This window comes from Rhodothermales bacterium, assembly GCA_039944855.1.
Lineage (GTDB): Bacteria > Bacteroidota > Rhodothermia > Rhodothermales > JANQRZ01 > JBBSMX01.
Genome location: JBDUXZ010000005.1, coordinates 469222 through 491914 on the forward strand (window position 1 = coordinate 469222; position 22693 = coordinate 491914).

20 protein-coding genes are annotated in these 22693 nt (G+C 68.8%); 12 read left to right on the plus strand and 8 right to left on the minus strand.

What is annotated here, in order from left to right; all coding sequences use genetic code 11:
- Positions 1 to 286 precede the first annotated feature (286 nt).
- Positions 287 to 1828 (plus strand): Do family serine endopeptidase, encoded by a 1542-nt coding sequence (locus ABJF88_04580; GenBank protein ID MEP0546185.1) that lies wholly within the window; start codon positions 287 to 289, stop codon positions 1826 to 1828.
- 76 nt (positions 1829 to 1904) lie between these two features.
- Here ABJF88_04580 and ABJF88_04585 read toward each other — a convergent pair whose 3' ends face one another.
- Positions 1905 to 3512: an FAD-dependent oxidoreductase gene (locus tag ABJF88_04585; protein ID MEP0546186.1), complete on the minus strand. Its 1608-nt coding sequence runs from the start codon at positions 3510 to 3512 to the stop codon at positions 1905 to 1907.
- A 226-nt stretch (positions 3513 to 3738) separates the two neighbouring features.
- On the opposite strand from ABJF88_04585, the gene ABJF88_04590 reads away from it, so the two are divergent.
- The 7 genes from ABJF88_04590 (at position 3739) to ABJF88_04620 (ending at position 11911) form a co-directional block, all read left to right on the plus strand.
- Positions 3739 to 4173 carry an ACT domain-containing protein gene (locus ABJF88_04590; GenBank protein MEP0546187.1) on the plus strand — a complete coding sequence of 145 codons (435 nt, stop codon included), beginning with the start codon at positions 3739 to 3741 and terminating at the stop codon, positions 4171 to 4173.
- Between the two features lie 82 nt (positions 4174 to 4255).
- Positions 4256 to 5638, plus strand: coding sequence for a PFL family protein (locus tag ABJF88_04595; protein ID MEP0546188.1), 1383 nt, complete (start codon positions 4256 to 4258; stop codon positions 5636 to 5638).
- Between the two features lie 142 nt (positions 5639 to 5780).
- Positions 5781 to 7064, plus strand: coding sequence for a phosphopyruvate hydratase (gene eno / locus ABJF88_04600; protein MEP0546189.1), 1284 nt, complete (start codon positions 5781 to 5783; stop codon positions 7062 to 7064).
- A 29-nt stretch (positions 7065 to 7093) separates the two neighbouring features.
- The gene (locus ABJF88_04605; GenBank protein ID MEP0546190.1) at positions 7094 to 7408 is read left to right on the plus strand and encodes a septum formation initiator family protein; all 315 of its coding nucleotides are present in this window, start codon (positions 7094 to 7096) and stop codon (positions 7406 to 7408) included.
- A gap of 61 nt (positions 7409 to 7469) precedes the next feature.
- Positions 7470 to 8435 (plus strand): ROK family protein, encoded by a 966-nt coding sequence (locus ABJF88_04610; protein ID MEP0546191.1) that lies wholly within the window; start codon positions 7470 to 7472, stop codon positions 8433 to 8435.
- A 125-nt stretch (positions 8436 to 8560) separates the two neighbouring features.
- The gene (locus ABJF88_04615) at positions 8561 to 11356 is read left to right on the plus strand and encodes a putative LPS assembly protein LptD (protein MEP0546192.1); all 2796 of its coding nucleotides are present in this window, start codon (positions 8561 to 8563) and stop codon (positions 11354 to 11356) included.
- A gap of 180 nt (positions 11357 to 11536) precedes the next feature.
- Positions 11537 to 11911, plus strand: coding sequence for a BON domain-containing protein (locus ABJF88_04620; protein MEP0546193.1), 375 nt, complete (start codon positions 11537 to 11539; stop codon positions 11909 to 11911).
- Between the two features lie 12 nt (positions 11912 to 11923).
- Here the strand turns inward: ABJF88_04620 and ABJF88_04625 are convergent, their stop codons facing one another.
- The 3 genes from ABJF88_04625 to sucC form a co-directional block, all read right to left on the minus strand.
- On the minus strand, positions 11924 to 12328 hold the full coding sequence (locus ABJF88_04625; GenBank protein ID MEP0546194.1) for a GNAT family N-acetyltransferase: 405 nt from the start codon (positions 12326 to 12328) through the stop codon (positions 11924 to 11926).
- Positions 12329 to 12398: 70 nt separating this feature from the next.
- Positions 12399 to 13400, minus strand: coding sequence for an ABC transporter ATP-binding protein (locus ABJF88_04630; protein ID MEP0546195.1), 1002 nt, complete (start codon positions 13398 to 13400; stop codon positions 12399 to 12401).
- Positions 13401 to 13465: 65 nt separating this feature from the next.
- Positions 13466 to 14638, minus strand: a complete 1173-nt coding sequence (sucC, locus tag ABJF88_04635; GenBank protein ID MEP0546196.1) for an ADP-forming succinate--CoA ligase subunit beta — start codon at positions 14636 to 14638, stop codon at positions 13466 to 13468.
- A gap of 270 nt (positions 14639 to 14908) precedes the next feature.
- Here sucC and ABJF88_04640 point away from each other — a divergent pair, with 270 nt between their 5' ends.
- Complete coding sequence (locus tag ABJF88_04640; GenBank protein MEP0546197.1) at positions 14909 to 16009, plus strand: LptF/LptG family permease; 1101 nt, start codon at positions 14909 to 14911, stop codon at positions 16007 to 16009.
- Between the two features lie 99 nt (positions 16010 to 16108).
- Here the strand turns inward: ABJF88_04640 and ABJF88_04645 are convergent, their stop codons facing one another.
- Positions 16109 to 16615 (minus strand): hypothetical protein, encoded by a 507-nt coding sequence (locus tag ABJF88_04645; GenBank protein MEP0546198.1) that lies wholly within the window; start codon positions 16613 to 16615, stop codon positions 16109 to 16111.
- A 105-nt stretch (positions 16616 to 16720) separates the two neighbouring features.
- Positions 16721 to 17095 (minus strand): DUF2784 domain-containing protein, encoded by a 375-nt coding sequence (locus tag ABJF88_04650; GenBank protein ID MEP0546199.1) that lies wholly within the window; start codon positions 17093 to 17095, stop codon positions 16721 to 16723.
- Positions 17096 to 17349: 254 nt separating this feature from the next.
- Here ABJF88_04650 and ABJF88_04655 point away from each other — a divergent pair, with 254 nt between their 5' ends.
- From ABJF88_04655 to ABJF88_04665, 3 genes are all read left to right on the plus strand, one after another.
- Entirely contained in the window at positions 17350 to 19812 is a 2463-nt protein-coding gene (locus tag ABJF88_04655) for a prolyl oligopeptidase family serine peptidase (GenBank protein ID MEP0546200.1), read from the plus strand.
- A complete protein-coding gene (locus ABJF88_04660; protein ID MEP0546201.1) occupies positions 19812 to 20186 on the plus strand; it encodes a cupin domain-containing protein in 375 nt (124 codons plus the stop codon). The genes ABJF88_04655 and ABJF88_04660 overlap by 1 nt, the downstream gene beginning before the upstream one ends.
- Before the next feature lie 77 nt (positions 20187 to 20263).
- Positions 20264 to 20908 carry a hypothetical protein gene (locus ABJF88_04665; protein MEP0546202.1) on the plus strand — a complete coding sequence of 215 codons (645 nt, stop codon included), beginning with the start codon at positions 20264 to 20266 and terminating at the stop codon, positions 20906 to 20908.
- On the opposite strand, the gene ABJF88_04670 is transcribed toward ABJF88_04665, so the two are convergent.
- Entirely contained in the window at positions 20866 to 21195 is a 330-nt protein-coding gene (locus ABJF88_04670; GenBank protein MEP0546203.1) for a DUF3467 domain-containing protein, read from the minus strand. The two genes, ABJF88_04665 and ABJF88_04670, sit on opposite strands and share 43 nt — an antisense overlap.
- Complete coding sequence (locus ABJF88_04675) at positions 21192 to 22601, minus strand: pyridoxal-phosphate dependent enzyme (GenBank protein ID MEP0546204.1); 1410 nt, start codon at positions 22599 to 22601, stop codon at positions 21192 to 21194. The genes ABJF88_04670 and ABJF88_04675 overlap by 4 nt, the downstream gene beginning before the upstream one ends.
- Positions 22602 to 22693 lie beyond the last annotated feature (92 nt).

Here is a 22693-nt window from a genome sequence, read left to right on the forward strand (position 1 = left end):
ACGATGCGTAGAGACGCAGTATGCTGCGTCTCTACAGGTTGGCGCATCGCCTGCTAAAAAACCTGCACGCCTCGAAATACTAGATCCGCGCCCGACGGCGTTAAGGCCCCGCACCCTCCGAACAAAACCCGCCCGGCGGGTCATGCAGCGTGTCCTCGGGCGCGCTGCATGTTTTTTCGGTGGATGCGCCGAGGGCATCCCCTTTCCGGGACACGATCCGTTCGACCGCGCGTAGGACCCCACCCCGCCCTCCGATAGACCTCTTCACGAACCGACCCCTACAGTCATGAGCACGAGCGCCACCCGCAAGCTCCCCGTTGCGCTTCTCGTCATCGCCGCGTTCATCGCGGGCATCTTCTTCGTCACCTCCAGCGGCGCCCTCTTCGACGGCGGCCTCTTCGGCAACGCCGAGGCGCAGCAGGCCCCCGCCGTCCGCGGCGACGTATCGCAGGGGATCGAGACCGCTACCGAACTCGGCGAGGCCTTCGCCGCGGTCGCCGAAGCCGTCAACCCCGCCGTCGTGTCCATCTCCACCACGCAGAACGTGGCCCAGTCTGAGATGGGCAACCCGTTCGAGGGCACGCCCTTCGAGCAGTTCTTCGGCGGAGGCGGGCAGGGGAATGGCAGCCAGGTCATCCCGCGCTCGGCCCTCGGCTCCGGCGCGATCGTCCGCCCGAACGGCTTCATCGTCACGAACAACCACGTCGTGGAAAACGCCGACGAGGTGCTCGTCCATTTCTTCGACGGGACCGAGCTCGTCGGCGAGATTGTGGGGACCGACCCCTTCGCCGACCTCGCCGTGATCAAGGTCGACGCCGAGCAGCTCCCGTACCTCGGCTTCGGCGAGGCCGAGCGGCTCCGCGTCGGGCAGTGGGTGATCGCCGTCGGCAGCCCGCTCCAGCAGTCGCTCTCGAACACGGTCACGGCCGGGATCATCTCGGCGCTCGGGCGGAGCCAGCAGATCAACCAGCTCGAGAACTTCATCCAGACCGACGCCTCGATCAACCCCGGCAACTCGGGCGGCCCGCTCGTGAACCTCCGCGGCCAGCTCATCGGGATCAACACGGCGATCGCGACGCGGACAGGCGGCTTCCAGGGCATCGGCTTCGCCATCCCCGTCGACATCGTCGAGAACGTGGTCGGCCAGCTCATCGAGACGGGCGAGGTCGAGCGCGGCTTCCTCGGCGTCTCGTTCGGCGCCATCTCGCAGTCCTACGCCCGGGCCCTCGACGTGCCCGTGGGCTCGGCCCAGGTTTCGTCCGTGCAGGACGGCAGTGCGGCAGACGACGCCGGGATCGAAGCGGGCGACGTGATCGTCTCCGTCGACGGCAACGAGCTCCGCAACAGCAGCGACCTCCTCTCGATCGTGGCGAACCGGCGGCCCGGCGACGAGCTCCGGCTGACGTACCTCCGGGGCGAGGACCGCCTCACGACGACGGTCACGCTTGGCGCGCGCGTAGAGGACGAGCAGGCCGCGAACCGGCCGCGCCGCGACCGCAAGCCGAGCGGCGACAACGGCCAGAAGGAGATGGACGTGCTCGGCATGACGCTCGGTGCGCTCACCGCCCGCCAGGCCGAGCAGTTCGGCTACGAATCCAACGCGGAGGGCGTCCTCGTGACGGGCGTGGAGCGCGGCACGGAGGCGTTCCGCGACGCGAACATCCGCGAGGGTGACCTCATCGTCAGCATCAGCGGTGAGAGTGTGACGAGCCTCGCCGACTTCGAGCGCATCTACGGCCGGATCGGCGAAGGCGAGACGTTCATCCTCACGCTTCAGCGCGCGGGCCAGCAGGGCCGTCAGGTCTACCGCACGGCGCTGACGAAGTAGCCCCACCGGACCCCAACACAGAGGGCCGCCGTGCATCGTGCGCGGCGGCCCTTGTTCGTACTTCTTGCGCGCACGCTTACGACGTCAGCCGAGCGAGCAGGTCCACGTCCTTCTTCACTTCCGACGCGGTCGGCGTCTTCCCCGAGAGCATGAGGGCGTGGAGCGCCGCCATCGCCCGGTCGCGGCCGACGCCGGCGGCGGCGAGCACGTCATCGCCGCGGAGGTAGTACGCGATGAACCGTTTCTCGTCGATGCTGCCGTCGATGAACACCTCGTCCCAGCCTTCGGCGTGGCCGACGTAGCGGAGGCTCGCACCGAACTGCCCGGACCAGAAGAACGGCACGCCGTCGTAGCGTGTGGACTGCCCAGCCATGTTCTGCGCGGCGACGCGGCCGTGCTGCTGCGCGAGCCGCCAGTGCTCGATGCGGACGCGCTCGCCGGTGCGCGGGTCGGGGAAGTGGGCGATGTCGCCCGCCGCGAACACGTCGTCGCCGGCTGCGAGGTGGGCGTCTACGACGAGGCCGCCGCCGTCTTCTTTCGTGACGCCGTGGACGAAGTCGGTCACCGGCGTCACGCCGATCCCGACGAGCACGAAGTCGGCGTGGACCGGGTCGCCGTCCGTCAGCGTCACGGTGAGGCCGTTGTCGCCCCGTTCGATGTGCTCGACGTCGGTGCCCAGGCGGAATGTGACGCCGTTCGCCTCGTGGAGCCGCTGGAAGAACCCGCCGACCTCGTCGCCGAGCACGGCCTCGAACGGCACCGCGTCCCGCGAGACGACGGTCACGTCGAGCCCGCGCCCGGTGAGGTTCGCCGCCGCCTCCATCCCGATAAAGCTGGAGCCGACGACGACGACACGCTCCGCCCCTTCGGCCTGGCCGACGACGCGCTCGGCATCGCTCCACAGCCGGAGCGTGACCACGCCGTCGAGGTCGCCGCCGGGCACATCGAGCCGTCGCGGCGTGCCGCCCGTCGCGACGAGCACGCGGTCGTACTTCAGCGGCTCGGCGTCCTCGAAGTGGATCGTCTTCGCGTCGGCGTCGAGCTTGGTGACCGTGTGGCCGCGCAGGAGTTCGATCCCGTGCCGCTCGTAGAAATCGGCGTCGCGGAGCGGGAGCGCGTCGTCGCCCGACTTTCCGCCGAGGTAGCCTTTGCTCAGCGCCGTCCGGTCGTACGGTGCTGCGTCCTCCTGCGTGACGACGACGACGCGGCCCGCGAAGCCCGCCTCGCGCAGCGTCTCGGCCGCGACCTCCCCCGCCGCCCCACCGCCGACGATCACGAACGTCTGCGGCTGCGCGTCGACATCCCGGTCGGCCATGTCCGGCGGGCGGCCGCCGCTCTCGCGGTACGACGCGCCCTTCGGCGTCTCCTCGGCGTCGTCGGGAACGAAGACGAACACGTCCTCGCCTTCGACGCGGGCGCGGTAGCGGCGGAGCGCGTCGAGCGCGGGGAAATCGCGGAGCGCGCCGTCGGTCACGTCGAACTGCGCGTGGTGCCACGGGCAGGTGACGGTCGTGCCGTGGAGCACGCCGTCGGCGAGCGGCGCGCCGTAGTGCGTGCAGTGGGCGCCGCACGCGTAAAACGTGCCATCGACGCAGGAGAGGAGCACGTCGGTATCGCCGACGGTGACGGTCATCATCTCGCCGTCGGCGAGGTCGTGGACGGAGGCAACGCGGGCTTCGGGCATGAGACTCTGGGTGGTTGGGCGATTGGCTGCGCCGCTGCTTCGCGGTCGCTGATGGGGGACGGAGCAGCGGACGGAGAGCGGAGAGGGGGACGACTCGGAATCGACGGCTTGCTACCCCGCGCGGCCGGGGAGGGATCCGTAAAGCGCACAGGTCTTCGGCGGGGGTGTAAGGGCCGGGCGCGTGCCGTAACTTCGTCCGCTCGCTCCTCCCGACCTCTCGCTCCCCATGCCTCAGGATCTCCGCGCCCTCATCGAACGCATCGCCGCCGCGCTCGGCCCCGACGCCACGCCGGCCCAGGTCGAGGCCGTCGCCCGCGCCACGCTCAGCGCCCAGAACGGGCAGCCCGTCACCCCGCCGGCCTCGCCCACGATCGGCGAGGGGCCGATCAGCGGACGCATCATCGTGACCTCGTACGGCTGCGACCAGCCCGGCATCCTCGCCGCGCTCACGACCGAGCTGTTCCAGTGCGGCGTGAACATCCTCGACCTCTCACAGAAGATCCTGCAGGGCTACTTCACGCTCATCCTCCTCGCCGACCTCTCGGCCTCCGGGCTCAGTCCGCACGAGGTCCAGCGCCGGCTCAACGGCCCCAGCGAGCGCCTCGGCGTCCGCACGCTCGTCCAGCACGAGGAACTGTTCTACGCGATGCACCGACCGTGAGTCGAGCGTCATGAGTCGAGCGTCGGGTGTCCATCGCCCTTGACTCCCGACCCCTGACTCCCGACCCCCGACCCCCAACCCCATGTCCTTAGAGTTACGCGAAGTCCTCGAAACGGTCCAGATGACCGAGGCGGACCAGTTCGACATCCGCACGGTCACGCTCGGCATCTCGCTGCGCGGCTGCGGCAGCCGGTCCGCCGAGACGACGCGGCAGAAGATCGTCGACCGCGTGCTCCGGCAAGCCGAGCACCACATCGGCGTCGTGGATGAGATCTCGTCGCGCTACGGCGTCCGCGTGGCGAACAAGCGGATTTCGGTCACGCCCGTCGCCATCATCGGGGACGGGCTGAGCGTGAGCGAGTTCGTCTCGCTCGCTCAGGGGCTCGACGAGGCCGCCGCGCGCGTCGGCGTGGACTACCTCGCCGGGTTCAGCGCGCTCGTCGAGAAAGGCTACACGCCCGGCGACCGCGCGCTCATCGAGTCGCTGCCCGAGGCGCTCGCCTCCACGTCGCACGTCTGTGGCTCGGTCAACTGCGGCTCGACGAAGGCCGGCATCAACGCCGACGCCGTGCTCCACGTCGCGCACACGATCAAAGAGCTCGCCCGCCTCACCGCCGACGCCGACTCGATCGGCTGCGGCAAGTTCGTCGCCTTCTGCAACGCCGTGCAGGACAACCCCTTCGTGGCCGGCGCCTTCCACGGTGTCGGCGAGCCCGGCGCCGTCATCAACGTCGGCCTCTCCGGCCCCGGGGTCGTCCTCCGCGCCGTGCAGAACGTTGGGCCCGACGCCGACTTCGGGACGCTCACCGACGCCATCAAACGGATGACGTTCCGCATCACGCGGGCGGGCGAGCTCGTCGGCCGCCGCTGCGCCGAGCGCTTGTCGGAGCTCGTCGGCGAACCCATCGAGTTCGGCGTCGTCGACATCTCGCTCGCGCCGACGCCAGCCGAGCGCGACTCGATCGCCGACATCCTCGTGGCGATGGGGCTCGAATACGTCGGCGCGCCGGGAACGACGGCGGCGCTCGCGATGCTTAACGAGGCTGTCAAGCGCGGCGGGCTGATGGCGGCGCGACACGTCGGCGGGCTCAGCGGCGCGTTCATGCCCGTCAGCGAGGACCAGGGGATGATCGCGGCCGTCGAGGGCGGGCACCTCACGATCGAGAAGCTCGAAGCGATGAGCGCGATCTGCTCCGTCGGGCTCGACATGGTCGCGATCCCCGGTGACACCTCCGTCGAGACCGTCGCCGGGATTCTCTTCGACGAGTTCGCGATCGGGATGATCAACGACAAGACGACGGCGGTGCGGCTGATCCCCGTCCACGGCAAGGGCGTCGGCGAGTACGCCGACTACGGTGGGCTCCTCGGTCGCGCCCCCGTGATGCCGGTGAGTGGGCTCGACAACTCCGTCTTCGTCCGGCGCGGCGGGCGCATCCCCGCCCCGATCCGCAGCCTCACGAACTGACGGAACGGCGACGCCCATCGTCGCCCGGCCGATAGGCACAGGGCCCGCCCCACACGCCGACACGCCGAACACCGCCGGTGTTGATTGCCGCCGCTGTCGTAGCTTTAGCGTCAGCCCTCCCCAGCCCCTATCCCCGACCTTCATGTCCCGCATCCAGTCCGTCATCGCCCGCCAGATCCTCGACAGCCGGGGCAACCCCACCGTCGAGGTCGACGTCACCACCACCGGAGGGCTGATGGGCCGCGCCGCCGTCCCGAGCGGCGCCTCCACCGGCGAGCACGAGGCCGCCGAGCTCCGCGACGGCGACGCCGAGTCGTACCTCGGCAAGAGCGTCTACGAGGCCGTCGACAACGTGATCGATACGATCGGGCCGGAGTTGGAGGGGATGAACGTCTACGAGCAGACCCGGATCGACCGGCTGATGATCGACCTCGACGGGACGGCGAACAAGAGCAACCTCGGCGCGAACGCGATCCTCGGCGTCTCGCTCGCCGTGGCGAAGGCGGCGGCGGCCACGGCCGGCCTCCCGCTCTACGCCTACCTCGGCGGCCCGACGGCGCGGAAGCTGCCCGTCCCGATGATGAACATCATCAACGGCGGCCGCCACGCCGACAACAACGTGGACATGCAGGAGTTCATGATCATGCCCGTCGGCGCGACGATGTTCTCCGAGGCGCTGCAGATGGGGACGGAGACGTTCCATCACCTCAAGAAGGTGCTGCAAGCGAAGGGCTACAACACCGCCGTCGGCGACGAGGGCGGGTTCGCGCCGAACCTCCGCTCGAACGAGGAGGCCATCGAAGTCATCCTCGAAGCCATCGAGCGAGCGGGCTACACGGCCGGCGACGACCTCTTCATCGCCCTCGACCCCGCCACGAGCGAGATGTACGAGGACGGCCGCTACGTCTTCTACAAGAGCGACCCCGACCGGAAGCTCACGAGCGAGGAGATGGTCGAGTTCTGGCGCGGCTGGGTCGAGGAGTACCCCATCATCTCGATCGAGGACGCGATGGACGAGAATGACTGGGACGGGTGGGTCGGCCTCACCGAAGCCGTCGGCGACCGCGTGCAGCTCGTCGGCGACGACCTCTTCGTGACGAACACGGAGCGACTGACGCGGGGGATCGACGAGGGCGCGGCGAACGCGATCCTCATCAAGCCGAACCAGATCGGCACGCTCACCGAGACGCTCGACGCGATCGACCTCGCGCACCGGAGCAGCTACGCCTCGATCCTGTCCCACCGCTCGGGCGAGACCGAGGACACGACGATCGCCGACCTCGCCGTGGCGACGGGCGCGGGCCAGATCAAGACGGGCTCGGCCAGCCGCAGCGACCGGACGGCGAAGTACAACCAGCTCCTCCGCATCGAGGAAGCGCTCGACGACGCCGCGTTCTACCCCGGCCCGGCCGCGTTCCTATTTTAACCGCCCCGCCGCCCTCTCGCTGAGCCACCATGCCGAACCGACTCCAACAGGTCTTCGCCCGCCCGCAGCTCCGGCGTCGGCTGCTGCTCGTCGGCATCGCCCTGGCGGGCGTGTGGCTCATGTTCCTCGACAGCCACAGCCTCCTCCGCCGCGTCGAGTACTACGCCGACTACCGCGCGCTCTCCGAGGAGAACGCCCAGATCCAGACCGATATCGACCGGCTCCAGCAGCAGGTCGGTGCTGGGCTCTCGGACGAGCTCGTGGAGGAGGTCGCGCGTGAGCAGTACGGGATGCGCCGACCCGGGGAGACCGTCTACCCCGTCGGCGAGCCCGACGGCGAGTAGCGAGTCGGCGACCGGATTCGCGGGTCCGGTTCAGCGCCCCCACCCTCCAACCCTCCTCTCCATGGTGCATCAGTACGCAGTTGGGATCGACCTCGGCGGGACGAGCATCAAGGCCGGCCTGGTGGACGACGAGGGCACGATCGTCCACCAGGCGCGCGTCGAGACGCAGGCGTTGCGCGGACCGGAGCACGTGCTGACCCGGATCGTGACCGCCGTGCGGGAAGCCCTCGCGTATCTGCCCGACGGCCAGAGCGTCCTCGGCGTCGGCATCGGCTCGCCTGGCAACGTCTCGCTGGACCGGACGACGATCACGAAGCCGCCGAACTTCCCCGGCTGGAACACGGTGAACCTCACGGCCTCGCTCGCGGGCGCCGTCCCCGGTCCGGTCGTCGTCGACAACGACGCGAACGTGGCGGGGCTCGGCTCGGCGTTCTGGGGCGCGGGGCAGGCGTTCGACTCGTTCATCATGGTCACGCTCGGGACCGGCGTCGGCGGCGCCATCATCCACGAGAAGCGGCTGTTCCGCGGCACGACGGGGGGCGCGGGCGAGCTCGGCCACATGTCCATCGACTACGAGGGGCCGTACGCGCGGAGCGGCATCGCCGGGGCTATCGAGGCGTACCTCGGCCTGAACTTCCTCTCGCATCACGCCCGCTTCCGCCTGCTCACGCGCACCACGATCCTCCGCGAGATGGCCGGCCCCGACCTCGTCGACCTCACGCCGAAGATGCTCTACGACGCCGCCGAGCAGGGCGACGACGCCGCGCGCGACATGCTCGCGTGGGCCGGGCACAAGCTGGGCTACTCCCTCGGCTCGGCCGTGAACCTCCTCGACATCCGCAAGGTCGTCGTCGGCGGCGGGATCTCGGCGGCGGGCGACTACCTGCTGGAGCCGGCGCGGCTGGCACTGCGGCAGGCGGTGATGCCGGGGATGCAGGACGGCCTCGAGATCGTGCGCGAGCGGCGGGGCAACGAGGTCGGCATCCTCGGCGCGGCGCGGCTCGTCTTCGGCGAGGGGTTTTCCTAAGCCGCGCCGACCGAACGGCGTCGGCGCGCGGTGTGAGGACGGCGTTAAGGCTTGTGCTGCGGCACGCGGTGTGTTACGCTAGGCGCGTTCGCTCCGGCTCTCTGTCTCCCCCACCACGCCGACGTTTGCCCGCCCGCTTCCCCTTCCTCCTCGGCCCGCTGCTGGCCGCGCTGCTCATCGCCGCCCCGGCGCACGCGCAGGGCGCGGACACGCTCGCCGTCCCTGTCGATTCGCTCGGCGTCGTGGCGGATACGCTCGTCGTCCCGGCCGATACGCTCTTGGCGCCGACCGATTCGCTGGCCGTCGTCCCGATCGACACCGTGGCAACGGTCGGCTTCCCCCGGCGGGCGCAGCCCCAGCCGCGCGGCGACGGCGAAGGGCTCGACCAGCCGATCACGTTCGCGGCCCGCGACTCGCTCGTCATCGTCTTCGCCGATGAGGGCGACACCGACGGCGACCTCGGCACGCTCTTCGGGGAGGCGAACGTGGACTACGACGACGCCACGCTCACGGCGTCAGAGATCGACCTGCTGTTCGGGCGCGAGGAGTTACGGGCGCGCGGCGTCCCCTCCGACACCGGGCTCGTCGGGCAGCCGAGCTTCGTGCGCGGGAGCGAGTCGCTGACGGGGCGCGAGGTGGCGTACAACCTCTCGACGGGGCGGGGCCGCATCGTCGGTGCGCGGACGGTGATCGAGGACGGGTACCTCCTTGGCGGCGTCGTGAAGCAGGCGAGCGAGCGCGTCGTCTACGCCGAGGACGCGACGTACACGACGTGCGAGCTGGACCACCCGCACTACGGGCTCCGCGCGGGCGAGATGAAGATCGTCGATCAGGAGTGGGTCTACACCGGTCCCGCGCGGCTCTACCTCCTCGGCATCCCGACGCCGCTGTGGCTCCCGTTCGGGTTCTTCCCCGCCGCCGAAGGCCGCCGCAGCGGGCCGCTCCCGCCGACTTACGGCGAGGACCCCGACCTCGGGTTCTACCTCCGCGACCTTGGCTGGTACTGGGCGATCTCCGACTACATGGACCTTCAGTTGCGCGGCGCGCTGTGGTCGAAGGGGAGCTTCGAGGTAAGCCCGTTCTACCGCTACACAAAGCGCTACGCCTACTCCGGCTCGCTCGACCTCGGCTACGCCCGGCTGCGGCGCGGCGAGTCGCAGGACCCGACGGCGAGCGTGCAAACGAACGTCAAAATCGGCTGGACGCACCAGCAGCAGCTCGGCCCGTCGGCCAGCCTCAACGGGAACGTCAACCTCGCCTCGACGGGCTACCTCCGCGCGATCTCCGACGACTTCAACGACCGCGTGACGCAGACGACGCAGTCGTCCATCCGCTTCCAGAAGAGCTGGCGCGGCAGCGGGCGCTCGCTCTCGGCCGACCTCCGCCAGAGCCAGAACCTCTCGTCGGGCCGCGCCGACCTCACGTTCCCCTCGCTCTCGTTCCGCCAGAGCGAGCGCTTCCCGCTGCGCCGCGCCGGCTCCAGCGCCGTCACGCAGCGGTGGTACGAGCGCGTGAGCTACTCCTACTCCGGCACGCTCCAGAACACGTACAGCTTCGCCCCCGACACCTCGCTCGCGGGCAGCGACGGCGTCTCGTGGCTCGACGGCATCTTCTCGTACGACGACTACCGCGCCGCCACCGGCGACGCCACGCGCTTCACCACGAACGCCTCCCACGTCGTCCCCGTCAGCGCGTCGTTCGCCCTCACCCGGTTCCCGTTCACCGAGGCGCCGTTCACGCTCAACCTCACGCCCAACGTCCGCTACGAGGAGGACTGGTACACCCGCACCGAGCGCGTCCTCACCGACGACGACGGCGTCGCCGTCTACGACAGCCTCGGCCGCATCCAGCGATTCAACGACGACGGCTTCACCGCGATTCGGCAGGTCACGGCCGGCGTCAGCGCGAGCAGCGAGTTCTACGGCACATTCCCGGTCCGCGTCGGCCCGCTCGACGGGCTCCGGCACGTCGTCCGGCCCAGCCTCGGGTTCTCGTACTCGCCCGACTACTCCGGCGGCCTCTTCGACTACTTCGAGAGCTACACCGACTCGACGGGCGCCGTCATCGAGTACCCGCTCGTGAGCGGGATCAGCGCGCGCGAGACGCGGGCGCTCTCGTTCCGCGTGAGCAACGTGTTCCAGTCCCGCCTCGCGCGGACCGACTCGACGGGCGAGGTGCAACGCCGCCCGCTCCAACTCCTCACCGTCGACGTCGCCTCGAACTACGACCTCGCCGCCGACTCGCTCCGACTCGCCCCGTTTAATGTGACGGCCCGGACGCAGGTGGCGAACCTGCTCAACCTCAACCTCGGTGCCCGATACTCGCCCTACGCCGTGAACGAGGCCGGGCGCGACATCGACCGGCTCTACTACAAAGAGACCGGGTTGCCGCTCCGCTTCCTCAGCATGAACCTCACCGCGACGACCTCGCTCCGCAGCGGGCGGAGCGGCGAGCGCCCCACGGTCTCGCCCCGCCGCTCGGTCCCCGTCTACCCCGACCTCCTCGACGACGGCACCGGCCTCCGCCCCTACGACTACCGGCGCCGCGACCTCGCCTACGTCGACTTCGCGATCCCGTGGTCGCTCTCGTTCGACTTCAACTACCGGCTCGACCGCAACAGTGACCAGAGCATCCGGCGGACGGCCACGCTCGGCACGCGGTTCGACTTCAGCCTCACGCCGAACTGGAAGGTCGCCGGCACGTCGGGCTACGACTTCGAGGAGAAGGAGATTACGACGACGAGCCTCTCCGTCCTCCGCGATCTCCACTGCTGGGAGATGAGCTTCAACTGGATCCCGTTCGGCACCTACAAATCGTTCGGCTTCTCGATCTACGTCAAGAGCGGCCAACTCCGCGACCTCCTCCGCTTCGACGTGCCGAAGCAAGACGTCCGCAACCGGTACGGGCTCGCCGGGCTATAGGCCTACCGTGTGGATAGGTAACCGGACGGAGTCGAGAAGTAAACGTCGTTCGGGGGGAACGGCGGGGGTCTTCAAGGCTTTTTTCTCGTACCTCCGCGGGTGTTTGTTAAGAAACCCCTATCTTCAACGCCCGCTTCATCGCGCGGCATGCCCTTTGTTCGCTTCCCACACATGCCTCTTGTGACTCCCTCCTCCTCCTCGCCCGACCGCGTCCCCAACGCCCGCCTCGCGGACGTCCGGGCGCTGATGGCTACGCTCAAGACGCGGCGAGATCGGACGGAATCGGACAGGCGGATCGCGACCCACGTCTACATCGCGTTCGAGAAGCTCGGTCGCACGGCCGACGTGCAGGGCCTCCACTTCTACGTGTTCGAGGGCGCCGTGTCTGTTTATGGCGACGTGCTGACGCATGAACAGCGCGACCGCGTGCTCCTCGACCTCGCCGCGCTCCCCGGCGTCCGCCGCGTCGCCGACCACCTCCGCGTGGCCGACCGGCGCCCGAAGCGCCCGTTCACGATCCGCCCCGTTGCCCTCGAAACCGAGCCGACGGAGTAGCCGGATTCCGGCTCAGAGCTGTTTCATCCAGCCGTTCTGGACCCGGCTGAACCCGAGCCGTTCGTAGAAGCCCGCCGAGATGTCCGAGTCCCGCAGGACGAGTTGCGTGCCCTCGCACCGCTCCAGCACCTCGGCAATCAGCTTTTTGCCGATCCCGTAGCCCTGCACGTCCGGCTCCACGGCGAGGTCGCAGAGGAACGAGAACAGCACGCCGTCGGTGAGGACGCGGGCGAGGCCGACGAGCCGGTCGTCCATCCACGCCGAGAGCACGAGCGACGAGTTCTCGAACATCCGCCCGATCGCAGCGCGGTCGCCGGTCGGGCGCAGGAGCGGGGCGCGGCGGTAAAGTGTGGCGATGCGCGCGGGCGTCAGCCCGTCGAGGCCGGGGCGGATGTCGATTTTGTGGAGCGTTTCCATAAGATTCGAGGTAGAGACACAGCATGCTGCGTCTGTACGAGGGCGGAGACGGAAGGTACGGTGCCGGAGGCTACGTCCGCACCCAGTGATGCGTCGAGGCGCGGACGTGGAGCGGGTCCGGCACCGGCGCGCCGGGCGGCATCCACACCCGCAGTTCGGTCCCGAGCGCCTCGACGGTCCACTCGGTGTACGCTCCGAGGTAGAGCCGACTGAGGAGGCGCGCAGGCACGGAGTCGGCGCTCTCCTCGTCCGCCGTCCACAGCTCGCCCGGCCGCACCGAGAGCACGTAGCCGTCGGGGCGCGGCTCGTCCGGCACGAGCCCGGCGATGAGCGCGGCGTCCTCGATCACGTTGCTCCCGCCGAGGAAGCGCGCGACGTAAGCCGTCTCCGGCGTGATGTAGAGCGTCTCCGGCGGGCCGACCTCCACGATCCGCCCCCGGTCCATCACCGCGATGAGGTCGGAGAGCGCGAGGGCCTCTTGCTGGTCGTGGGTGACGTAGAGGCTCGTCGTGCCGAGTTCGCGCTGGAGGTCCTTCAATTCGCGGCGCGTCTGCTCGCGGAGGGCGAGGTCGAGGTTCGAGAGCGGCTCGTCGAAGAGGAGCACGTCGGGCTCGACGGCGAGTGCCCTCGCGAGGGCGACGCGCTGCTGCTGCCCGCCCGAGAGCTTGCTCACCGGCCGGTCCTCGAGCCCCGCGAGGTCCACGCGGCCGAGCGCCTCGGCGACGCGCTCGCGGATGCGCGCCCGCTTCCACTTCTTCACTTCGAGCCCGTAGGCCACGTTCTCCCCCACCGTCATCGTCGGGAAGAGGGCGTAGTTCTGGAAGACGAGCGCCGTCGGGCGGCCCTGCGGCGGCACGCCCGTCACGTCGCGCCCGGCGATCGCGATGCGCCCGGCGTCCGGCGTCTCGAAGCCCGCGACCATCCGCAGCAGCGTCGTCTTCCCGCAGCCGCTCGGGCCGAGGAGCGAGAAGAAGCTCCCGCGCGGCACGTCGAGCGTCACGTCATCGACGGCCGTGAGGCTGCCGTAGCGCTTCGTGACGCGGTCGAGCGAGATGCCGGCTTCCGGTTCCACAGCGCGGAGAAATGGGTAGGGGCGCACGGCCGTGCGCCCCTACAGGATGGCGATGGGAGTCGGACTTATTTGCCGAGGGCGGCCGTCACCTTCTCGGCCGCCTCCTTGAGCTGGATCGCCGACTCGATCTCGATGCCGGAGTTGCGGATGATCTCCATCCCCTCCTCCGCGTTCGTGCCCTGCAACCGAACGATCAGCGGGACCTGGATGTCTACGTTCTTCGCCGCCTCGACGACGCCGCGCGCGACGCGGTCGCACCGGACGATCCCGCCGAAGATGTTGACGAGGACGGCCTCGACGTTCGGGTCTTTGAGGATGATGCGGAAGCCGGCCTCGACCGTCTGCGCGTTCGCCGTGCCGCCGACGTCGAGGAAGTTGGCGGGCTCGCCGCCAGCGAGCTTGATGAGGTCCATCGTGCCCATCGCCAGGCCGGCGCCGTTGACCATGCAGCCGACGTTCCCGTCGAGCTTGATGTAGTTCAGGCTGTGCTTGCCGGCCTCGACTTCGAGCGGGTCCTCCTCGTTGTCGTCGCGCATGGCCGCGAGGTCGGGGTGGCGGAAGAGCGCGTTGTCGTCGAGGTCGATCTTGGCGTCGAGCGCGATGACCTCGCCCTGCTCCGTGAGCACGAGCGGGTTAATCTCGGCGATCGTCGCATCGCTCTTCTGGTAAGCCTCGTAGAGCTGGACGACGAACTTCGCGGCCTGCTTGGCCTGCTCGCCCTCGAACCCGAGCTGGCGGGCGAGGTACTGCGCCTGGAAGCGCTGGAGCCCGAGCGCGGGATCAACCCACACCTTCACGATCTTCTCCGGCGTGGCCTCGGCCACCTCTTCGATCTCGACGCCGCCCTCGGTCGAGGCCATGATGACGTCCATCTGCCGCCCGCGGTCGAGCGTCACGCCGAGGTAGTACTCGTGCGCGATGTCCTCGGCGGCGGTGATGAGGATTTTGCGGACCTTCTGCCCCTCGGGGCCGGTCTGCGGCGTCTTGAGCTGCATCCCGAGAATGGCCTCGGCCTTCTCGCGCACCTCGTCGATGGTTTTGGCGAGCTTGACGCCGCCACCCTTCCCGCGCCCGCCGGCGTGGATCTGCGCCTTCACGACCCACATCCCGACGCCCTCCGCCTTCATGGCTTCGGCCGCTGCCACAGCGTCATCGACGGTCTCCGCGACGCGCCCGTGCTGGACCGCGACGCCGTAGTTTCCGAGAATCTCTTTCGCCTGGTATTCGTGGACTTTCATCAGGGGTGCCGTCGTTTGGAGGAGGAAAGGAAAAGCCAGAGACGGGAAGCTACGGACGGCAGGGCTTATGGGTCCTCCGTCCTTTGTCACTTGTTGATGAACGAATGCTGCCTCGTGATGAAGGGCCCCTGATATCAAAACCCAAGGAAGAGTTTGTCATTGCGAGGAGCGCAGCGACGTGGCAATCTCCTACGGTCTGCCTCTTCGAGGAGATTGGCTGCGCCGAGCCCTGCGGGGTTGCTTCGCTACGCTCGCAATGACAGAAGACCCGTGACCACATTCGACCGCCACATCATCGCCCGATTTCTCGCTGCGACGGCCCTGCTCGTTGGGCTCCTCGTCGTGTTCTTCGTCGTGCTCGACTACCTCGAGTACGTCGACGACTTCATGGACCGGGGCGCGACGACGGCAGAAGTGTTCGGGACGTACTACCTCAACTACATCCCCGAGATCGTCCGCTTGACGAGCCCCCTCGCCGTCTTCCTCGCGGCGATCTACGTGACAGGCCGGCTCGCGCAGTCGATGCAACTCGTGGCGCTGCACTCCAGCGGTGTCTCGCTGTACCGGCTGATGGTGCCGTTCTTAGTCGTGGCGGTGGCGCTCACGGGGTTCATGTTCTGGTTCAACGGGTGGATCGTGCCGCGCACGAACGCGGTCGTGATCGAATTCCAGTCGGAGTACTACAAGAAAGCGCCCGAGCAGGCGCAGACGAGCCAGATCCACCGGCAGAACCGGCCCGGCTCCGTGCTCTCCGTCGGCTTCTTCGACCGGCGCGAGACCCAGGCGTACCGCGTCTCGCTGCAGGACTTCGAAGCCGAGGACGGCTCCCCCGGCGCCGAACGGCTCACCCAGCGCCTCGACGCCTCCGACATGAAATGGGTGGACTCGCTCGGCGTGTGGCGGATGCGCGACGTGACGCTCTACACCTTCCGCTCCGACACCACGCTCCGCCGCGAGATCGCCTCGCTCGACACCGCCCTCCAGGTCCTCCCCCGCGACCTCGCACGGACCGAGCGCGACGCCGAGCGCCTCACGATCCCCGAAGCGCGCGAGTACCTCGACGGCCTCCGCCGCGCCGGCGCCGACCGGATCGGCCGGCCGCTCGTGAGCTACTACGGGAAGTTCTCGTACCCGATGGCGAACCTCATCCTCGTCGTGATCGGCGTGGCCATGGCGTCGATGCGGCGGCGGGGCGGGCAGGCCGTGCAGTTCGGGATCGGGCTGTTCATCGCGTTCGTGTACCTCGCGCTGCAGAAGCTGAGCGAGCCGTTCGGCTACGCCGAGGCCGTCGCGCCGATCGTCGTGGCGTGGGTGCCGCACGCGCTCTTCGCCGCCTTCGCCGTCGTCCTCGTGTGGCGCGTCAATCGCTGACATGATCCCCGAAACAAGAGGAAGCGGGTTTTGCTTGAGTCTGAGTGGCGTGCGAACCTGCGAGGTTCGAATAACGGAGTGGCGCTCCAGCGACCCCGGTCAGGGAGAGCTCAGCCGCTCGACCGTCACGCTCGTCGCTACCCCTACGAGCGGGGTCCCGAGTAAGAGGTAGTCAGCAGCCGGCGTCTGCGCGACGGCATAAACGTAGAGCCCTTGTGCCGCCGTCGTCACCAGCACATTGAGCCACAGCGTGCCGCGCCGTCCGTTTGCAAGGTGCGCCCCGAGGGCGGACGCGGTGGAACTGCCGATCCAGGCCCCAACGAGACCGTACTCGGAAAGGATGTCCTCCGCAATGAACGAGCGGTCCGCTGCTAAGCCGATTCCGTAGCCTCCGGCTGAACCGAGGCCGTAGCCGGCGGCGGCGCCAAGGAAAACGACGGCGAGCGGGGGCGAGCGGCGTTGTGCATGGGGGGAGGCGGGTGCACGAGCGTGTTCTGGGGGCTTTTCGGTTCGGAACACCAGCTCGAGGCGTTCGCCTCCTGCTGCATCCTGCGCCCCAGCGATGGGGGCGGAGGCCAAGAAGAGGGTGAGGAGGACGAGGCGCATGGGAAGGAATCCTAACTATCAATTCAGGAGCGCGAGGCTGCATAATAGCCACGGAAGGAGGCGTACGTCGCCACTGATTTCAGCGAGGAACGACGCGAGCGCCATCTATCCGCATCCTCTCTGACGTCGGCCTCGGAGCAGCCAGGCGTAGACAGCGAGGTTGAGGACGAGCACGAGTGCGCCGAGCACGAACTGGTGCGTCCGCGTCAGCCCCGACGGGTAGAGCACGGCCAGCAGGTATTCCTCGACGAAGCCGCCCGTGTATCCCGCCTCTCCGCCGAGTCGCCGCAGCCGATTTTCCAGCGGCGTCAGCGGGCAGATCCACCCGGCGAACTCGATGAGCGCGCCCCACGCCGCCGCCGGGACGTGGAGCCACGCGAGGCGGGGTCGGCGCAGCACGAGGAGGCCGCCCACGACGACGAACAGGACGAACGCGAGGTGGAAAACGACGACAAGATCGGCGAGGAATCGGTACAGCATCGCCCAACATAAGCAACCCGAGCTGCGGCCTATCCCTCGTCATCCTGAGCTTGTCGAAGGATCTCTCCGGGGAACGTCGAACTGATTATCGAGGCCACGCCCGAAGAGACCCATTCAACTCCGCTCGCCGACGCTCCCTCCGCACAGGAGGACCCAGAGCGCAGGACATCGCCATACTTCACAACTCGGGTCGAGCAGGGTTGAGACGGAGGTGCCCGCCGCCTACCTTACGGCATCGACCAACCTGTGCACCCATGCATCGCTCTCGTTTCGTCCTCGCCTTCCTCGTCTTTGCCGCCGTGCCCGTCGCGGCGCAGGACGTGTATCAGACGCCGCCGCCCGCCCTCGCGGCGCTCGTCGACGCCCCGCCGACGCCGCGCGTCAGCCTCAGCCCGGACCGCGCGCAGATGCTGCTGATGGGCCGGCCGAGCCTCCCCTCGATTGCCGAGCTCGCTGAGCCGGAACTCGGCCTCGCGGGATCGCGGATCAACCCGCGCACGAACGGGCCGAGCCGCTCGTCGTCGTACAACAGTCTCGCGCTCCAGCCTGTCGAGGCCGGAGCGGCCGAGCGGGCCGTCGCCGGGCTCCCCGCCGCGCCGCGCATCCGCAATGTCGAGTGGGCACCGGACGGGCGGCACGTCGCGTTCACGAACGACGAGGCCGACCGGATCGATCTCTGGCTGCTCGACGTCAGCGCGGGGCAGGCGGAGCGCCTGACGACGCTCGCCGTCAACGATGCCGCCGGGGGCACGCCGTTCGCGTGGGCGCCGGACAGCCGCTCGCTCCTCGTCCACACCGTGCCGGCCGACCGGGGCGCCGCGCCCGAAGCGCCGCTCGCGCCGACGGGGCCGGTCGTGCAGGAGAACATGGGGCAGGAGGCCCCGGCGCGGACGTACCAGGACCTGCTGACAGGACCGCACGACGAGGCCCTCTTCGAGCACTACTTCGACACCGAGGTCGTCCGCGTCGGGCTCGACAGGACCGTGACGCCGCTCGGGATCCGCGGGCTCGTCAGCGACGCCGCGCCCTCGCCCGACGGGCGGTACGTCCTCGTCGAGCGGTGGCACCGACCGTTCTCGTACCTCGTCCCGAGCGGGCGCTTCCCCAACCGGATCACCGTCCACGCCGCCGACGGCGCACTCGTCGAAGAGATCGCCGATCTGGGGCTCGCCGAGGAAGTCCCCGTCGGCTACGGCTCCGTCCCGACCGGCATCCGCAGCCTCGGCTGGCGCGCCGACGCCGACGCCACGCTCTACTGGACGGAGGCGCTCGACGGCGGCGACATCCGCGCCGAGGCCGCCGAGCGCGACCGCGTCTTCCTCCTCGATGCGCCGTTCGACGGCGAGCCCGTGCCGCTCGTCACGCTCCCCCTCCGCTACGGCGGCGTGATGTGGGGCGACGGGTTCGCCCTCGTCCTCGACTGGTTCTGGAACACGCGGATGCAGGAGGTCTACCTCGTCGATCCCGACGCGCCCGGTGCCGCGCCGCGCCGGCTCCTCGCGTACTCGTGGGAGGACCGCTACAACGACCCCGGCTCTCCCGTCATGCAGTCGAACGGCGCGGGGCAATACCTCGTGGCGACGGCCGACGACGGGCAGAGCATCTTCCTCTCCGGCGAGGGCGCCTCGCCCGACGGCAACCGGCCGTTCCTGCGCAAGATCGACCTCGCGAGCGGCGAGACCGAAGAGCTGTTCCGCTCCGAAGCGCCGTACTACGAGGACGTCGTCGCAGCCGTCGACCTCGACGAGCGCACGATCCTGACGCGGCGCGAGACCGCGGTGGAGCCGCCGAACTACTACCTCCGCGACCTCGACGACGACGAGGCCGTCCAACTCACGAGCTTCCCGCACCCGTACCCCGAGCTCGCCGAAGTCCAGAAGGAAACGATCCAGTACGAGCGCGCCGACGGCGTCCCGCTCTCGGCCACGCTCTACCTCCCCGCCGGCTACGACGCCGAGCGCGACGGCCCGCTCCCCGGCTTCGTGTGGGCCTACCCGCAGGAGTTCAAGAGCGCCGACGCCGCCGGCCAGCGCACCGACTCCCCGTTCCAGTTCAAGTACGTGAGCTACTGGGGCGCCGTGCCGTGGGTGACGCGGGGCTACGCCGTTTTCGACGACGCCGCGATGCCGATCGTCGGCGAGGGCGACGACGAGCCGAACGACGCCTTCGTCGAGCAACTCGTCGCGAACGCGCAGGCCGTGATCGACGAGGGCGTGCGGCGCGGCGTGCTCGACCCCGACCGCGTGGCCGTCGCGGGCCACTCGTACGGCGCGTTCATGACGGCGAACCTGTTGGCTCACTCCGACCTCTTCCGCGCGGGGATTGCCCGAAGCGGGGCCTACAACCGGACGCTCACCCCGTTCGGCTTCCAGTCTGAGGAGCGAACGTACTGGGAAGCGCCCGAGGTCTACTACACCATGAGCCCGTTCATGCACGCCGACGCCGTCGACGAGCCGATCCTGCTCATCCACGGTGCCGCCGACAACAACTCGGGCACGTTCCCGATGCAGAGCGAGCGCTACTTCAACGCGCTCAAAGGGCTCGGCAAGACGGCGCGGCTCGTGATGCTCCCGCACGAGAGCCACGGCTACCGCGCCCGCGCCTCCGTCCTCCACATGGTCTGGGAGATGGACCGCTGGCTCGATACCTACGTCAAGAACGCGGCACCCTCCGAGGCCGCTTCATCCCCCGAGCAACCTGCCGATACCGGAGAGTGATGGAGCCTAACACGATTCAAAAAGTCAACCTCGCCGCCGCCTTCGCCTCGTTCGACGAGCGGTGGTCGCCGCGCATCGCGGCCGAGTTGAACGGGCAGCACGTCAAACTCGCGAAGCTGGAGGGGCCGTTCGTGTGGCACCGCCACGAGGCTGAGGACGAGCTGTTCCTCGTCGTGAAAGGGCGGCTCGTGATCGAGCTCCGCGACGGGGCCGTGACGCTGGAGCCGGGCGAGTTCGTCGTGGTCCCGCGCGGCGTCGAGCACCGGCCAGTCGCCGAGGAGGAAGTCCACCTCCTCCTCTTCGAGCCGGCGGGCACGCTGAACACGGGCGACGTCGTCAACGAGCGGACGGTGCCTGCGCTCGCGCGGTTGTAAAAGCGCACACCAGACGAGCCAACACTCCTCCGCTACCCCAATATTTTACCGACGTTTACGACCCGAACGTGTTGCCCATGCTGCTCCTCCTCTTCGGCCCGATCTGCCTGCTGGTCGTGCTCCTCGTAGCCTTCCTGCCGTACGGGACGTTCCGGCTGGCGGCGAGGAACGGGAAAGTGGGGAACGAGCGCAGTCGCCGCCGCACCCGCCGCGAGGCGCGTCACCTCAAGCGATTCCTTCGCAACGCGGTCCTTCTGCCCTTCCTGATCGTCGTCATGATCCAGGGCACCCTCTTCACCCTGCACTACTTCATCGTCCCCGACACGACGATGAACGACATCTTCGGCGAGTATCACCCTGATGTGGCGCTCAACGCGCCGGACCTGGAGTCGTGGAAGACGGCGATGGTGCGGAGCCGCCGGGCCCGGGAGGTCGAGGCCCAACTACGCACGGGAGGCCTCGCGGACAAGACCTCGCTCGCCGCGACGATGGTGGAGCACTGGCCCCTCCACATCATCATCCCCCTGCTGCCGCTGGCCTTCCTCGCCTGGTTCATGAGGCGGCACTTCTTCGCGATGTCACAGCACTACCACTACGAAGTAACGCGCCGGGCCAAGCGCTACGCCCTCCACACGGTCGCGACGGAGACCCGCGAGGCGGCGCGGCGGAAACAGGTCGGCTATGCCTCGCCGCCGGGGATGTTGAACGAGAACTTCGGCTGAGCGCCGCCGCCCTCGCCGATGGGGCCGAAGCTGGCCTCGTAGCGGGAGATGTTCTCTTCGAGCGCGCCGAGCAGCCGCTTCGCGTGCTGCGGCGTCACCACGATCCGGCTCTTCACGCGCGCCTTCGGGACGCCGGGCATCACGCGGATGAAGTCGAGGATGAACTCCTCCGGCGAGTGGGCGATCATCACGAGGTTGGAGTACGTGCCCTCGGCGACGTCTTCCGTCAGCTCGATGTTGAGTTGGGGTTGCTGCTCTTTCTTCGGGGTCTCGGAGTCTTGGCTCATCGGGTTTTCTGCTGGGACCGGCCGGACTCGGCGAGCGCCGAGATCAGGTCGGACCGGGTGATGATGTCGTAGTGGTCGTCGTCGGGGGCGTGGACGAGCACGGCGCCCGTCTGCGCGTCGAGGTGAGCGGAGAGCTCTTCGAGCGTGGTGTGCATCGGGAGGATGGGAAGCGGGCTCCCCATCACCTCGCGCACGGCGCGGTCGCGGGCGTCGGGCTCCTCGATGAGGAGGTTGAGGATCCGCTTCTCGGTGAGGCTCCCGACCACCTTCCCGCCGTCCATCACCGGCACCTGACTGATCCCGTGCTGCATCATCACGCCGATCGTCTCGGCGAGGGTGTCGTCGGGCGCGAGCGCGACGACGCCGCGCTCGCCCTTGCGCCCGCTCAGAATCGAGGCGACGGTCACGGCCGTCGGCTGGTCGAGGAAGCCGTGGCGGTGCATCCACTCGTCGTTGTACGTCTTCGAGAGGTAGCGGAAGCCGGAGTCCGGGAGGAGCACGACGACGACGTCGTCTTCCTTCAGCTCGTCGCGGTGATCGTCGAGCCACTGCATCATCCCGGCGACGACCATCCCGCAGCTCTGCCCGACGAAGAGGCCCTCTTCCCGTGCGAGCCGCCGCGTCATCTGCATCGCCGCCTTGTCCGTCACCTGCACGAAGTCGTCGACGAGGGAGAAGTCCATGTTGCCCGCGAGGATGTCCTCGCCGACGCCCTCGATGAAGTAGGGGTAGATCTCGGACTCGTCGAAGACGCCGGTGTGGAAGTAGACGTGGTAGACCGAGCCGAAGGGGTCCACGCCGACGGTCGTGAGGTCGGGGTTCCGCTCCTTGATGTACTTCGTCGTGCCGGAGATCGTGCCGCCCGTGCCGGCCCCGGCGAAGTAGTGCGTGATGCGGCCCTCCGTCTGCTCCCACAACTCGGGGCCCGTCGTGCGGTAGTGCGCCTCGGTGTTGGCGGGGTGGTCGTATTGGTTGGGGTAGAACGAGTTGGGGATCTCGGTCGAGAGCCGCTTCGCCACGGAGTAGTACGAGCGGGGGTCGTCGGGGGCGACGGCCGTCGGGCAGACGATGACCTCGGCGCCAAAGGCGCGGAGCACGTCGGTCTTTTCCTGGCTCTGTTTGTCGGTCGTGGTGAAGATGCACTTATAGCCCTTGGCGATGGCCGCGATGGCGAGGCCGGCGCCGGTGTTCCCGCTCGTGCCTTCGATGATGGTGCCGCCGGGCTTGAGGAGCCCCTTCGCCTCGGCGTCCTCGATCATCGCGATCCCGATGCGGTCCTTGACGGAGCCGCCGGGGTTGAAGAACTCCACCTTGGCGAGGACGGTGCAGGGGATCCCGGCCGGGATCCGGCTCAGCTTTACGAGCGGCGTATCGCCGATACTGCCGAGGATGTTCTCGTGCCACATAGTCGTGTCGGGTCGAAGCGAGGGGGAAGCGCAAAGGTAGGGGCCGCTCGCTGAAAAGGGGACGGCCGGGCGGAGGATTCGTTACGACTTGA